At 45.2% G+C, this 15,492-nt stretch carries 14 protein-coding genes; 1 reads left to right on the top strand and 13 read right to left on the bottom strand.

Going from position 1 to position 15,492, the window contains the following annotated elements; genetic code table 11:
* Positions 1-17 precede the first annotated feature (17 nt).
* A complete protein-coding gene (locus E4N66_RS05260) occupies positions 18-1,832 on the top strand; it encodes a putative ABC transporter permease subunit (protein ID WP_253729231.1) in 1,815 nt (604 codons plus the stop codon).
* 18 nt (positions 1,833-1,850) lie between these two features.
* Here the strand turns inward: E4N66_RS05260 and E4N66_RS05255 are convergent, their stop codons facing one another.
* The 13 genes from E4N66_RS05255 to E4N66_RS05195 form a co-directional block, all read right to left on the bottom strand.
* A complete protein-coding gene (locus tag E4N66_RS05255; RefSeq protein WP_235619685.1) occupies positions 1,851-2,414 on the bottom strand; it encodes a hypothetical protein in 564 nt (187 codons plus the stop codon).
* Positions 2,415-2,514: 100 nt separating this feature from the next.
* The gene (locus E4N66_RS05250; RefSeq protein ID WP_253672483.1) at positions 2,515-3,231 is read right to left on the bottom strand and encodes a potassium channel family protein; all 717 of its coding nucleotides are present in this window, start codon (positions 3,229-3,231) and stop codon (positions 2,515-2,517) included.
* 44 nt (positions 3,232-3,275) lie between these two features.
* The gene (locus E4N66_RS05245) at positions 3,276-3,893 is read right to left on the bottom strand and encodes a DedA family protein (protein WP_253729230.1); all 618 of its coding nucleotides are present in this window, start codon (positions 3,891-3,893) and stop codon (positions 3,276-3,278) included.
* A gap of 12 nt (positions 3,894-3,905) precedes the next feature.
* Positions 3,906-5,924, bottom strand: coding sequence for an NAD(+) synthase (locus tag E4N66_RS05240; protein ID WP_253729229.1), 2,019 nt, complete (start codon positions 5,922-5,924; stop codon positions 3,906-3,908).
* 48 nt (positions 5,925-5,972) lie between these two features.
* On the bottom strand, positions 5,973-7,076 hold the full coding sequence (locus E4N66_RS05235; protein ID WP_253672487.1) for a hypothetical protein: 1,104 nt from the start codon (positions 7,074-7,076) through the stop codon (positions 5,973-5,975).
* Entirely contained in the window at positions 7,073-8,197 is a 1,125-nt protein-coding gene (gene ispG / locus E4N66_RS05230; protein WP_253729228.1) for a (E)-4-hydroxy-3-methylbut-2-enyl-diphosphate synthase, read from the bottom strand. The genes E4N66_RS05235 and ispG overlap by 4 nt, the downstream gene beginning before the upstream one ends.
* Positions 8,198-8,208: 11 nt before the next feature.
* The gene (locus E4N66_RS05225; RefSeq protein ID WP_253729227.1) at positions 8,209-9,363 is read right to left on the bottom strand and encodes a tetratricopeptide repeat protein; all 1,155 of its coding nucleotides are present in this window, start codon (positions 9,361-9,363) and stop codon (positions 8,209-8,211) included.
* Positions 9,363-10,574, bottom strand: a complete 1,212-nt coding sequence (locus E4N66_RS05220) for a hypothetical protein (RefSeq protein ID WP_253729226.1) — start codon at positions 10,572-10,574, stop codon at positions 9,363-9,365. Before E4N66_RS05220 ends, E4N66_RS05225 begins: the two co-directional genes overlap by 1 nt.
* Positions 10,574-11,695, bottom strand: coding sequence for a tetratricopeptide repeat protein (locus tag E4N66_RS05215; RefSeq protein ID WP_253729225.1), 1,122 nt, complete (start codon positions 11,693-11,695; stop codon positions 10,574-10,576). Before E4N66_RS05215 ends, E4N66_RS05220 begins: the two co-directional genes overlap by 1 nt.
* Positions 11,692-12,321, bottom strand: coding sequence for a ribulose-phosphate 3-epimerase (rpe, locus tag E4N66_RS05210; RefSeq protein ID WP_253672497.1), 630 nt, complete (start codon positions 12,319-12,321; stop codon positions 11,692-11,694). Before rpe ends, E4N66_RS05215 begins: the two co-directional genes overlap by 4 nt.
* 90 nt (positions 12,322-12,411) lie before the next feature.
* Positions 12,412-14,439 carry a hypothetical protein gene (locus tag E4N66_RS05205; protein WP_253729224.1) on the bottom strand — a complete coding sequence of 676 codons (2,028 nt, stop codon included), beginning with the start codon at positions 14,437-14,439 and terminating at the stop codon, positions 12,412-12,414.
* A 22-nt stretch (positions 14,440-14,461) separates the two neighbouring features.
* A complete protein-coding gene (locus E4N66_RS05200) occupies positions 14,462-15,049 on the bottom strand; it encodes a DJ-1/PfpI family protein (protein ID WP_253729223.1) in 588 nt (195 codons plus the stop codon).
* A gap of 20 nt (positions 15,050-15,069) precedes the next feature.
* Positions 15,070-15,426, bottom strand: a complete 357-nt coding sequence (locus E4N66_RS05195) for a TraR/DksA family transcriptional regulator (RefSeq protein ID WP_044015918.1) — start codon at positions 15,424-15,426, stop codon at positions 15,070-15,072.
* Positions 15,427-15,492: the final 66 nt, after the last annotated feature.

The following is a 15,492-nucleotide window of genomic DNA, read 5'->3' as shown; positions in this document are numbered from 1 at the left end:
CGCAAAGGTATATGTATATGCATCAAAAAAACAAAATCGGCATACAGTATATTGCAGTTTTTAAGTCCCTATTCCGCATATATGCGATGATGGTATTCGGTATTAGCCGGTGGCAAGATTTTATCCGGGGAAAAAAGAGCCGTATTCACGGCAGCAGCCGAAACAAACAAGAGCAAGCGGCACAAAATATTACGGAAGCTATCGCCGGAAACAGAAAAAGTTCCGACAATATTACCGAAAATGCAGACACCACCGTATCTATCGTTAAAACCGGACTTTTTATCCTTTTTTTGATATACATCGGCGGCTGCTTTATCGCATTGTTCAGAATGATTGCAGTGAATCTCTACAAGAGCTTACAGCCCTTAGGGATGCAACACCTCCTCTTTGAAATCGAAATAACGGCGCTCTTTGTATTTCTCTTTATTTCCAATTTTTTACTGACGCTTTCTACTTACTTTATCGGTAACATCGAGCAAACGCTGCGCGCAATGCCTATTCCGCCCCGTATTTTTTTCGGTGCAAAATTTTTTGCACATTGTTTACCGGCTGCAATTATTTCGGTGAGTTTTTTTGGAGTTACTGCAGCAGTATACGGACACTATGAACACTCCCAGGCTCCATTCTATATCATGGCAGTAACCGGCGCCATGTTTTTTCCGTTGCCGCTTATCGGACTATGCTATCTAATCAATATCGGTGTTATGAGGATAACGAAGATTTTTAAGCAACGCCGATTCGTAATGATGATCACCGGTTTACTCGGCATCGTAATAGCACTCGGAATCAATTATTTTGTACAATCAATCAATATGCTGCACGGGAGTTCAGACTTAGTAGAAGCTTTTACACGCTACCGGCCATTTATTGCTGCCGTTACGCGCTGTTTGTTACCCGTGCGTTTTTTTGCAGCAGCCCTTTCAGCAAACTCTCTTTCTACAGCAATCGGTTCTTTTTTGCCGTTTCTCGCAGTCTGCATTGCCGTGCCGATAGCAATAATCGGGCTGCTTTCGGGGGTGTATGAAAAGACACTAGACGGGTTTGATGAACAGGCCTTAAAACGGCTCACAGCTTCCGAAACAGTAAAGGTTATCCGCCGCGGATTCACACAGCGCTCAGCCTTTAGTACGCTGCTGTTACGGGAAATTCATATGATGAACCGCGAGCCGGCTTATCTTTTAAACGGCCCATTCACTATGATACTACTGCCACTCATCTACGGCATTATGTACCTTACCGGCTCGCTTACTTTGCCGCCGGAGGCAGAATTATTTATGCAAAGCACTACAGGACTTGTGATTGCAGGAGTATGTGGAGCCTTTCTCGGCTCGGCAACCGGTACAGCAGCAACAGCCGTATCCCGTGATGCAAAAAATCTTTGGCTGATAAAAAACCTTCCCCTTTCGATAAAGCACTATATGCAAGCTAAGCTCGCCCATGCAATGCTCTTTGCCGGTATCGGTTCACTCATTGGCGTTGGAGGCACGACCCTGCTTTTTTCTCTTAAGCCTTCAGCCGCTATAGCAGCACTGCTAATTGCACTCTCGCTTGCCCTTTTCTGCAACCTTCTTGCACTGATGCTGGATACCGCCCATCCCAAACTCCACTGGGACACGCCCGTAGGGGCAGTCAAGCATAATCTCAACACTATCATTATGCTATTTTCCGACCTACTGCTGTTCAGCATCACTATAACGGCAGCATCGCTGATATCCATACCGCAGGACTACTATCTGCCGTGCTTTGCGGGTATTCCGCTGCTCGCAAGCGGTATTATTGCGCATTTCTTTTGGCCGTATGCGGAACGACAAATCAACAAAATTGAAATTTAGATTAAGAAACTATGAGGTTTATACCTTTTTTCCGTGATAATTATACCGAAAACCTGCACTGAAATTGATTATTTCCGGTATTCCCGGGATAACGGTAATGGAAACATCAAAATTGTCATTTACCTTAATATTTGTCTCAATTTCGCCGGCATACCAATAAAAGAGGTGCTGCCAATCCTCACCTTTTGTTCCCCCTTTATAAGACTCTGAAGAAGGATCATAATTAGGTAATTTATACCAACTCCGCTTATATAAAAATGTCGGTCCTATGCCTACATTCATCGAGAACCGAGCGATTTTTAAAAAGCGTACCCTAAAACCAAGATGAGAAAAGCCCGCAAACTGCATCGCACAATCACCATAAAGACCCTGTACCACTTTTATGGAAATAATATCCCGCCACACAAAATATTCAAAATTTAACGTTACTCCAGGATTAAAGACAACGATACCCTTAGGATCAAGCTTCCATGGAAACAGCCGATAATTTGGGGCACCACTTGGATGGATACTTAAGCCGAATAGCTTTACCCCAAAACTAAAGTCATGGGCGAAAATAGGAAATGATGTTAAAAACATCATAACAACCGCAATAGAGAGCGTTTTCCTTAGTCTTTGCATAAGTGATTTATAATGCCATAAACCGAGCTGACCGTCAATATATCTTTTTTAGCCTCTATATTTAGAGATGAAAGCGCGGAAAAAGCATACGGAAAAGGCTTGCATGTTCTTTTTTATGCAAATCTTCCTTATGATGAGAAAAAACAAAAATATGCTCTTCCGAGCCTGCTAAGAGGAGAATATCATCTGCGGCAAAACGATAGTCCGGTTCAATAAATTCAAAACTTTCGCAGTCTTGCTTCCGTACCGCAACGACATTGAGACCAAGTTCTTTCCGCAGATTTGCTTCAAGAAGAGTCATGCCGATATATTTTTCGTTAATGCTTACTTCCGCCAATGCAAGATCCGCTGAAATCGGCATAAAATTTAACAATAGAGTCGATGCCAGCATCGGCATCACTCGCTTTGCCGCTTCCCGGTCGGGAAAAATCACTTTAGTTGCCCCAACCATGGACAACAGATTCTCATGCTGGTCGGTTTCAGCCTTTACAACAATCTCTTTAATACCAAGCTGCTTTAAATATTTGGTTACCATCAGCGAAAGTTCAATCCTTCCGCCCAGATCAACAATAGCAGTACCGATTCTTTGGGGGATATTTTTCCGGAGACTCTCTTCATCGGTAATATTCACGACAGAGCCTTTAACGGCCTTGCCTTCATACTTTTTAATAAGATTAGGATCTTTATCTATAATGATAACTTCATCGGTAAAATGGAGCAGCTCTTCCAACATACGGACACCGAACGCACCTAAACCAATAATTGCGAATTTATTCATACAGTCTCCTCTTTACCGATATATATCTATTTTCGATAAGTACATCATTCGACATTGTATTTCTTTTGTGAAGATTTAAAGATTTTCTCCGATCGCATAACATAAATACTGAAGCCGATAAAAAGAAGTAAAAGGACAATTCCGATGATCTTCATAAAATGACTGCCCCTTTGTCCAAGAAAGTAGACGAGCCAGAATAAAGCCGAAATATTGCAAACCGCTGCAATAGCGTCAAAAAAAGCGAACTTATAAAACGGAAAATTAACAAAGCCGGATGTCATTGAAATAATATTACGTATACCGAAAGGAATAAAACGCCCGAATAAAAAAGTTAGAAAGCCGTGCCGTTCAAGTGCACTGGAAATACGCCTTATATTATTTTCACTTATCAATTTTGAAAAAAATTTCTCCGAAATTCTGCCGCGCCCTAAAAGCCATCCCCAAAAGTACACAAGATAATCGCTGATCACTGCACCAAAATAAAGAGCAGCATAGAAGGCAGGAATAGAGGCCTTCTCTTGTTTGCAGAGCAAAGCAGCAGTAATAACAATGATATCTTCCGAAATCGGAAGATTGAATCCTCCGAGAAACAAGCTGATAAAAATAACCAATGGAAAATAAGAAATATACTGTCCTATCCACGCGGCAATTGTTTGAAACATTAGAAAGATATATCACACTTCCGACAACTTTTCAAGTTCGGCAAGCCATACGGCAGCATTCATGTCGCTCGGCATTTGCCATGCTCCCCGCGGGGAGAAACTGCCGAATCCTACCTGCACGCCGTCGGGAGCACAGGAACGTTTAAACTGCTGAGAAAAAAGGCGTCGGTAAAAAATACGCATACAGCCGAGTATCTGCTGACGGTTATACCGCTGCTCCGTAGAAAAACAATGCTCTGCAAGTAAAAGGATTTTTGCAGGGCTAAAATCCGTGTGCAGCAGATAATATAAAAAGAAGTCGTGCAGCTCATAGGGGCCGAGTATATCCTCGGTTTTTTGCGTGATGACTTGTTTTTGTGCAGGCAGCAGTTCGGGACTGATCGGCGTATCGAGAATATCCTGCACAATAACGCGGAATTCGGTATGCTTATCGGCATCCGGTAAAAATACTGACGGATATACCGCAACATAGCCGATGCAATGGCGTAACATGGTTTTGGGGAGCCCGGCATTGACATTATACATCGACATATGATCGCCGTTATACGTTTCCCATCCGAGCGCGGATTCGGAAAGATCCCCAGTCCCGACAAGCAGCGCCCCAAGCTGGTTTGCTTTATCCATCAGAATTTGAGTTCGTTCCCGTGCCTGCGCGTTTTCGTAGACCGTATTGCAGAGATCTGCGGGGTGCTCGATATCCGCAAAATGTTGCAGCATCGCCTTTTCTATAGGAATGGTAAGAACGGTACAGCCGAGTAATTCCGCAAGTTTAAGCGCATTGGATTTGGTTCTGTCCGTTGTTCCGAAGCCGGGCATGGTAATTGCCGTAACCGAATCGGCTTTCTGACGGAGCATTCGCGAAGCGAGTATCGCAATAAAGAGCGCCAATGTGGAATCCAGACCCCCGGAAATCCCAAGTACTGTCTTTTTACAACCGGTGTGGTACAACCGCTTTGCAAGTCCGCGCGCTTGAAGCTCCGTTACCTGTGAGAAAAAACTTTCCCATGCTTGCTCGTTATTTTGCACCGCAAGCGGAATAAACGGATTGGGGTTACGCGGACGAACAAGTAGAACCCCTCGGGAAGGTATGGCAGGAATGACAATACGGCGGCAAACCGATAAACTGCGACCGAGACTGGAGGGCGCTTCGCAATCCATATCTGCAAGGGTAATAGCGACGTCATCTTCATAGCCGGAAAAATTGAAATCGCCTGTTTTATTAAAAGAAGACAGTTCAAACCCGTTTGCCGCCGCAAGCAGCTCGCCGTTTTCGTAAATGCCGCGCTCGCCCGCACAGACAGTGTCGGTTGAAGACTCTCCCCAACCGGCGTTGACAAACAGAACCGTATTTCTTTCTTGCTTTGACCGGGCGGCAGCGCTGCGGCAAAGTTCCGTAAAAGACCCGGTGAACGAAGCCTGTGCGAGCGGTTCAATGTATAACGCCGATCCGGTTACCGGTAGGACGTTGCCCGCATCCGGAGAAGCATTTTTAGTTCCGGCTTGACTTTGATTCAGTACATTTTTTGGGCTGCCGATTACAAACGAAAACCGGCTTTTTTCTACTTCAAACAGCAAATCGGAACCGAACGGAATAGCCGTATTTTGCAAACCGGTAAGAATTGCCGAAGATTCTCTTCCGTCATACATGGAAAAAACGCGGGAGTGAGCGGTTCCATCCAGCGGTACAATGCCGTAAATAGTTCCTCTACTGAAGACGGCAACAGCACTGTAGATATTACCCGAAAAAAAGAACGGAAAACCAACCACACCGATAATCGGCTCCATGGAAGTTTGCCGGACGATATACGCAAGCCGGTCTTCAGCAGCATTCAGTAATGACCGGTGTCCGAAAAAAGTACCGCAGCTGGCGGATGTTAGAGCCAATGCGGGGAATACGGCAATATCGGCTCCCATTTCGGCGCTTTTCCGCAATGCACCAATAATCCGTTCGGCATTACCGGTACAATCGCCAACTGCACAAGAAGGAACTATCGCAGCAACCCGATAAAATCCGTAGTCGTGTATATTCATCTTCCATCTCCCCGGTTTTACCGCTGCCGATGCAGCAGTGCTTTTCGTTTAAAAAGTTTGAGAAAGCCTGTAAGTTGCTTCCTTTGCATACGTAAAAGAAGGACAGCTCTCCGACAATTTGTGATAGAGATCATTTGCTTGTACGACAAATCCCTGCCGGTACAACAAATCTGCGAACTGCAAAAAGACATTCCAAATTTGCTTGGTTTCCGTCCATTGTAAGATTTCATTATTTGTACCGATTCTCTGCAATAGATCGGAAAAGTTACTGTACGTATACATAAAATCAGCTTTTTTCAAGGTATTGCTTAAATACGTAACAGCAATATCGGCGCCGAGCAGCGCAGTTCTAAATGCGCGATCGTATTCTTCGGCACGAAGATAAATATCGGTCAGTTCAATATAAGCACGAAGCGCTATATCATTATGATGCCGATATAATGAAAAAAACTTTTCAACCGTCTGTTCATTTTTAATCGTATGGATCATCGCCCTCAATGTCGGACTTTCTACATTGGTAGTTCCATACACCGGATCTTCCGTTAAAATAAGGAGAAGGTATTTTTCCTGATCGTCATATTGCTTTAATAAACCGGAAATTTGTGCAAGCGAATAAATAATTTCAAACCGCATATCGGGGATGTATAAAAATTCTCTCGCTTCCCATGCAGATTGATAAAATCTGCGGGACTGAGTAAGCTCTCCTTCAAGCTCATAAACCTTCCCAATAAGATAGTCACATTCGGGATAGACATCGCTCTTTTTTAACCATGTAAGTACTGCAGAAATCGACTTATCAAAATAAGCAGGAGGATGAATAAGAAAAATTCTATCAAGAATTGCACAAGCTTCATAATCCTGCCGCTTTTCCAACACGCGGTATACATCCGAGATAAGATCACCGGCAGCCCGTACCTGATGCGGTTTAAGTGCGGCGAAAAGATAATCATATTGAGCGGTTACCTGTGTTTTATGCATTTCCCGTGCTTGTCTGAACAAAAGGAGAGCCTTGCCGAATTCCCGTCCTTCATACGCAACCTTTCCTTGCTCAAGCAGATGCCAAGGGTACTCCAACGAGTCGGTCGATACTTTTTGTGCATACAGACACACACTGATAAGGATTGTAAAACATGCTATTACTAACTTTTTCATAAACTCCTCAGCTCCTTTTCAAAGGCTGCATCGACAACCGTATTTTTTTCCATTTCCGTCAAGCCTTGTATATCGATACGCTGAACGATAACGCCCCGCTTAAACAACAGGATAACGTTTTCCGCACCGGTAATCCCGATATCGGCAAATTTTCCCTCGCCCGGCCCGTTGACAACACATCCCATCACCGCAACAGTCAAGTCTTTCTTCTCAGCAAAAAGCCGGTGCTGCCAGCGTGCAACGAACCCGTGAACATCAAAACCGTTACGGCCGCAGCGCGGACACGACACCAACCTGATACCGCCTTTCCGTTTACCGCATTCCGTCAAAATTTCCCGCGCTGCAATAACCTCATTTTCCATAGTATCGGAAAGGCTTACCCGCACGGTAGCGCCGATATTCCGTTCAAGCAGCTTTGAAAATGCGAGCGTACTTTTGACAATGCCCGAAACCAAAGGCCCCGCCTCCGTAACACCTAAATGGAGCGGCGCAGCGGATTCGGCAGCAAACAGTTCATTGGCAATAACCGTTTCGTTTACGGATGAGGCTTTCATCGACACAAGGTACTGCGAAAAGCCGTGTTTATAGAAAAGCGCCGCTTCCCGCTGCGCCCCGGCAACCAATGCGGCTGCCCTCGCCTCCTCTGCATTGCGTCCTTCGCGGATTTCCTGCTCCATACGGTTCCGTATATCGGCGGGGAGAGAGCCGCTGTTGACACCGATGCGGAGTACGGTACCGGTATCCTGTGCTTTTTTAATGACCGCGCTTACCCGATCTTCCGTTCCGATATTTCCCGGATTGATACGTATTTTTGCAGCACAGCCGTCCATACAGCGCAACGCAAGTCGATAGTCAAAGTGAATATCGGCAACAAGCGGCATCGGCGTCATTCCGGTAAGCTTGACAAACGCTTCGGCACTTTCGGAATCCGGTACGGCAAACCGGAGAATATCACAACCGAGCTGCTCCAATTCGGCAATTTTCCGTGCCGTCTCCTGCAAGGTATCTCCGCTCAGCGGCTGTTTCCACATAGTCTGGATAGCAATAGGACTATCTCCGCCAAGCTCAATACTCCGAACGCTGCCCTTGCCGCCTATCCGTACTTTTTCCGCCGTATACATATTTTCTCCAATCAGCGTTTGTTTTCCGGTACTTGGCTTTGATGAATACCGGCAGCTTTTAAAAAAAGGATACCGCCCCGCTGCTGAATTTTCCCTAATACTTCTATCGGGCGCTCAGAATCTATCCTGACCGAAAAATTACAAAAGATAGGGACAACACCTTCCAGCTGAATGCGCTCGCTATACCCTACCAAAAGATCGAAACTCGTATTGTCCCCATCGGATTGCACATTTGTTGCACGCCCCGACCAGATTGTCCAACAATCAAGATAGAGCGGAATATCAGCCCGAACATCACTGTAAGCAGGAATATCCCGAACGGTATCAAAACCCGGTGTTGCAAAATAGTCCATCAACAATCGAGCTTTTTGTTTAATCGAATGAGCGGCATTTGAAGACAAAATCCGGTTAACTTCAATTTGAGCAAGGTTATCCCGTGAATCCTGAAAATATTTCTGTGCATTCCGATATGCCGCAAGTACCTCTTTTTCAGAGAGCGTATACCGATACGTTCCGCCCGTATCAATCGGACGCGCTTTTTCATCCGACAGCAATGTGAACGCCGAAAGGTCGGCTCTATTATTATTCCGAGTCCGTATTGACAGCGGATATTTTATCAATATCGTTACTGCAATCGCCGCAATAAACACTGCAGCTGCAAAGCAGGCAAACAAGATTATTCTTTTTTTGATATAGGCCTGCACACCGGGGCGGGGATAAAACTTCTTTATTTCGCCCGATTGAACGGCGTCTCCTATTGCCTCCGGCGTATTATGAGTTCGAATAAACTCCAACCCGCTGCGTGCCAATTCATGGTTAGGATTATACTCAATGGCTTCCAAATAATAGTCGATCGCACGAGCAGTATCACCGCGCCGTAAAAACAGCACGGCCTGCGCACACAGCAAATCGGGATCAGTCATTTTAATACGCCGCGCACAGGTCAAATAATCAACGGCACCGCCGATATCCCCGGCATGTAAACAAGCAAGTCCTAAATACAAATAAAAAGGAAACGATTTGTTAAATGAAGCATTATACACGACATCTTTGGTATCGCCCGACACAACGTATTGCGTAACGTGCGGTTCCAATAAGTTAATGACCTGTTGATAATTCCCCTTCGCAAATTGTTTTTTTGCTTGTTCAAGAATCGATGACGGCATTATTGTTCCTGCATAGCCTCTATTGCGTTATCTACTTCTATACGTAATTTTGCAATCTCTTCCATGGATAATGAGTCGGATGATTTTTCAAGCTCCGCAATTTTATCCAACAGCTCCTGCACATACCGGTAATCTTTTTTAGGTTCTTCCGGTTTTACCGGTGGATTCTGTTCGGCGGCTTGAACGGCAGCAGACTGCTCTGCAGATGCCGAAGAAACAGAACTATCCGCCGGCTGTGTGTTAGGAGCAGCCGGTTGAGTTATGGGAGCAGCCCGGTAAACGGTAGTAACGGTAGGCTTGCTAATAACCGGTGCTGCAACGGGCACAACCGTCTCTCCCGCTACCTGTTGAGTATATGCCGAATATGCCGTTACGCTATCAGCTGTACTCCGGTAATCGTAAAAACCGATGCAATTTGTAACACTGAACGTCTCTTTATAAAGAATCTTCTTTTCAGACCATACGTATAAAAGCCCGGGATCGGAAAATGCATACTTACGGAAGGATCTACCGTTTACATAAGAAGGCAGCCACTTCTTTGTTACCAGCCGCTCCCAATTTGCAATATATACGGATGTAGGTACTGTCGCATATTCATTTCGTAAGAAGAAGAGGCAGGCATATCCTCTATCCGCAGAAAAGATAACGGAATCTTTTTCCAATACAGGCTGCAGCATCAGTTCCGCTCCGATTTCGCTGCGTAAGTCCGTATACAGCGGAACAAGATTCTTTTCACCCAACGACGTGTCAAATAACGCCTTTAAACCGATATCGGCAATATCTCCCGAAATGTTTTGAATTTCGGTTACGACCTTTAAGAGCTTCCCCGTTGACCGCTGTTTTGAAGGTACAAATGAAAACGTCTGCGTCGCCAAAAAGTCCATACTGATCTGGAACATAACCGTTATCTCATTTTTTGACTGGCTAATAATAATTTTCTTCCCGCTTTTATTATTGAGATGGTGTATCTCTCCATTAAAGAGCACTGAATAAAGATTCACGGAAGATTGAGAGCGGTCATCATACAGCGGCTCATACGAGCGTGCATCTTCGGCCTTCGAATGATATAAACAGAAATTACCCGTATTAGGGTAAATAACCAGCTTGAGCGGATCACTGACCATTTCGACTGTATTTTCCGCTGCAAATAATCCGCTCAGCAACCATACCGAGAGGCACAATAGAATCATCTTTTTATTGAGTATCCGCATTATTTTGCTCCTTTTGTACGCTGTTCATAAAGTTTTTCCAAGGTCTTGGTACGAGCCTTCAGCTCTGCCAATTCCTGACGACGTCTTTCAAGTTTCTGCCGTTTGGCTTCTTTTTGTTCTTTTTGTTGCTGCTGTTCCCGCATACGCTGATTTTCTTGTTCTTCAACAATCAGAGAAAGCGTTGCAGAAATTTCATTGATTTTTTTCTCCAACACCGCTAAGCGGCCGGTAAAGTATTCGGTCTGCTTTTCTTCTTCCATTAATGGAGCAGCCTCCGCAACCGGTGCAGCTTCCGTACGCTCGGCTGATGCAACCGCTGTCTCGGTTGTATCGGGTTTGCCGGCATCCGTGGTAGTATCGGGAGTATCTCCAGCAACCGTTATAACAGCTTCATCCGTAATCAGTGCATCTGCGGTATTGCTGTCCGTGCTGTCTGACGCAATCGAGGCACTTGCTTCATAGGATTTCGGGGCGGCTTTATCGGATTTCGGCTCCGGTTCGGTGGATTCAGATATTTTTTCAGCCTCTGCCGATGCGGAATGGGTTTCGCTCGCCATCCGCAAAAGTTCCTCCCGAACCGCCTGTTGATCGATAAGTACGATTTTATATCGTGCCTCGTTTACTTTTCCCGACTGCGGATAATTTACTACAACGTCGTTAAAAATTTTGCGGGCTTCGGCGTGATTCCCCGCTGCGTAAAAATTTTCCCCTATCCAATAATGAGCGGACGGAATCTTAGGATGGTCGGGATACTTTTCAATAAATTCATAGAAGTTCTCCGATGATGCATCATAGCAGCCCGACAGATGTAAAAGCCGTCCTTTTTGATAGCTCACCTCGGCGGCACGTTCATCCTCAGGGGCTGCTTCCAAAAATGCATCGGCATACTCCAATGCACGCTCATAGTTTTGTGCAGAAGTTTCGGACATTACGAGCCAGTAGAGCGCCTCAGTACGGTCGTTCGGTTCTGCCGTAGTAATCACCCGTTCTAATGATTCCACAGCAGCAGTCCAATCACCGCGGCTATACGCATCAAGACCGGCCAGTAAGTCATCGTTGCCTGCAAAAAGGCTGCACATACCAAAGCACACAAGATAAACCAATACTAATTTTTTTTTCATTTCTCTATCTCTCCGGAAAAAAAAGATGATCCCGAAACGACAACATCGGCACCTGCATTACATACAGCAGGAAGCGTTTCCGCATTGACGCCGCCGTCAACCGAAATCAAATAGCGATAACCGTATTTTTTACGGTACTCACATAGTTTCTCAATTTTACCGAGACAATGGGGGATCATCGTTTGTCCGCCAAAGCCCGGATTAACCGTCATCACCAACACAAGATCGACAAAGGGTAACACCTCATCCAAAAGATGTACAGGGGTTGACGGTACGATACTCACGCCGGGCTTCATACCCGCCGCGCGGATTTCCGTAATAAGCCGATGGGCATGAATTGCCGCTTCAATATGAAACGTAAAATAATCGGCACCAGCCGCCGCAAAATCTTTTACAAAATCTTGAGGACGGGCAACCATCAAATGCACGTCAAAAGGAAGAGTGCTCTTACGCCGCAAGCTGCGTACAACAGGAGCGCCGAATGTTAAATTCGGTACAAAGGCGCCGTCCATCACATCAAGATGCACCCATTGCCCTCCGTTTGCTTCAATAAACTGTAATTCTTCAGCAAGCCGTGAAAAGTCTGCACTCAATAAAGACGGCGCTAATATAAACGATGCCCCCATCGTCTTAAACCCTCCTCGTTCCGCAAGAAAACCCAATATCTCGATTACAATATCGGATTTTTTTTCAAAAGTTTGAACCGGACATCAGCATTACGAAAACAATGAACTGCGGAATGCTCTCATCTTTACGATACCGGCAATCGAAATTTTTTCTTTGTATGGAGCATTTTCTCCCTGCATCACCAATACCGCATCATGATCCGTTTTTTCAATTGTAATAGGAATACCGGTAATTGTCCGCCGTCCGGAAGCACCATCGATAGACACCTCCAAACGGCTGTTATCGGTAATCGCAGTTTCTGCAAGGTGGATTTTGCCTAAAAAATCAAGCCCGGAAACCTCCCGGACTTCGTTGTCAGCCGGCGCTCCATATAGCTGCTCTTTGGTGATAATCAGCTTTTTCGCAATTTTTTCTTTTAAGCTTTGTTTATTATACTGATCGATGGGCATCGTATCTACAACAGCTTGCAGCTCCCGAATATGCTCAGAATAGTTTTTTTCCTGTTTACATTGCGCCGTATGCTGTTTTTTTGCTTTTTTATCAAAATTATCAAGCACAGAATGCCGATTTTCAATAGAAGAAAATCCGGTAGCAGTATAACGGTCTGTAGAACCTGTAGTATAAAAAGTTACATCTAAACCGGCAGACTTGACCATCGTGCGAACCGAATCCAAATCCATTTGCTTTATCAGATATACACCGTCGGCTAACTCCTTATAGATGATATCCTGCAGCCCGGCATTTTGCTTAAAAAGCTTCCGTTTGTCTTCTGCAACGGTTATCACAAATCCATAGTATAAACCGACGGCGGTACACTGCAAATACCATTCGGAAATACTTACCTTTATATTTTGAGGAAGTGTCCCTCCGGAAGCTTCCTCCAGTAAGGCGATCAACGTTTTATCAGTGCTGCACCGCTCAAAACAGCGCAAACAGGCTGTCCGTGTGATACTAAACCGGCCGGTTGTCAAAATAGATACCGGTTCCATACAGCTCAGCACCGGAAATATCCGCCCAAGCGCCGTAAAGGGTAACAGCGTTATCTCAAATGAAGGAGCGGCAATCAACCGCTGCTCTACCGATTCTTGATTAAAAGAGGCAGTATTCAACTGCCAATAGTCTCCAACCGGCAGTAAAAACTTGAGCGCTTTGAGCGTATCGATCATACGCAGTTCATCCTCACTCATCATATCAGGGAAAATCGAGGCATCTCCGGTTGTTTCGACATATAAACGCATATATAAAAAATCGAAAAAACGTTTCAGTGCGGTATCGTCATACAAACCGCGCGGATCAAGCGAGGTTAAAAAATCCGAAAAAAACTGTGCCCTTTTTTGCATACTATCGCGGCGCACATGACCATACATTGCGGCAACAATATACATCTTTCGGTCAAACGGCTTTTGCTTAAAAAACTCCTCCCATCGCCCTTGCTGAGGAATAAGGCTTGCAGAGTCCACTATCAGCAAACCGAGGTTTTCTAAGCCGGTACAGAGCGTTTTAAAAGCGCCGATATCCGTTGCCGTATCTTGAAAAATCGCTTTAAGCTGCTTTTCGGCTCTCACTTTAAAAGCACCATTCATTTTAAGCACATCGGGTTCTTTGAGAAAAAAGGTGTAGAGTCCCGCCAATACGATATCATCGCAAAGCGTTGCCTCACTCTGAGGATCCTTTTCCTGCTGAGGGAAAAAAAGCGAGCGCGAATCCAACAAAGGTTCGACGGCTTTATACAAAAAAGGATTAATCTTGTAGTTGTTTATTACTCTATCGTAATCATCGGTATAACTATCCCGATAGAGAATAAGCCGCTCTTCCAGATTGGTCAGCCGCGTTTGTAATGCAGTTTCAGAAGATAAAAATATCAGCAATGCGCCGCGGTTGGCCACCGGCAGCGTATGAACGGCTGTTAAAATCAGCAGGTCGAGGCGGTCAAGGCTTTCTACCATCGTCCGCTGTGTCTCCGGCTTCGACAAAAACCCGCCAAGACTCTCTACAAGACGTTGCTTATTAAAAGGCGTTTTAATTTCCCCGAGATACAGACGCATTAAGAGAAAAAATGTCCGTTCAGGAAGGAACAGCATCGCTTCTTTCCAATCTTGATAACCGTTTATCTTCATTATACTATCAATATGTACCGTACTACCGGGCGACGATTGAGCTTTTCAGCTCAGCAAGTTTCTTTTCGCCGTACAAGGCATCCGCCAAAGCAAAAGCGAATTCTTCGGCAGCTCCCGCTCCGCAGGCAGTAATAAATTGACCATCACGAATGACACGTGCGCCCTTTACAGGCTGCGTCGGTAAATCTTCCCCCATACCCGGATAGCAGGTGAATCGCTTCCCATCAAGCAACCCCCATTCGCCAAGAGCAAGCGCCGGAGCCGCGCAAATTGCTGCAACAAATCCCCCGTGTTTTGCCGTCTCGGTTATAAAAAAACAAAGATCGGTACTTTCACTGAGTGTACGACTGTTTGGAAGACCGCCCGGCAGTATTGCCAATACGGTATCTGCTGCCAACCGCTCGGCATTTTTTTTTGCGTCTGCACCCTCTCCGATCAGTTCGGATAAGGCAAGATCGCAGGTAACGGCCAGTCCGCGTGACGAGCGAATAATTTTTGCACCGACTCCAACCAACGTCAAATCGGCTCCGCAGCGGCGCAAGTAATCGAGCGGCGTAATCGCTTCGACTTCTTCAAATCCGTCCGCGATGAATAAAAAAACTCTTTGCATTGTATCTCCCCTTGTATGGGTTAGCGTTTTTTTCGTTCGGTTTCAGATTGACAATCGATACACATCAATGCATAAGGGATCGCCCGCAGCCGGTCTTCCGGTATTTTTTTTGCACACTTGATGCACTTGCCATACTTACCTTGTTCGAGACGGGCAAGAGCGGATTCAATTAACTGCATCCGTTTGGCATCTTTTTCATTCATGCTTTCCAGCATCTTCCGATCGGTATCTTCCGAAGCGATATCGCCGAAATCTTTAGGATCGACCGATTCAATAATCTGTTTGAAACTTTCATGGTTTGCTACAAACGTTTTGATAATTTCGGCACGGCGCTCATGCAGCGATTGCTTCATCTCTTGATAAAACTCTTTTTCCATCTATTTTTTATAACTCCTTTCTTTTTATGCCCCTTTCCATTAGTTGACAAACTAATGAATAGACTC

Source organism: Treponema sp. OMZ 857 (assembly GCF_024181085.1).
Taxonomy (GTDB): Bacteria; Spirochaetota; Spirochaetia; order Treponematales; family Treponemataceae; genus Treponema.
The sequence above is the reverse complement of the archived record's forward strand: the minus strand, read 5'-3'. Positions and strand labels throughout refer to the sequence as shown.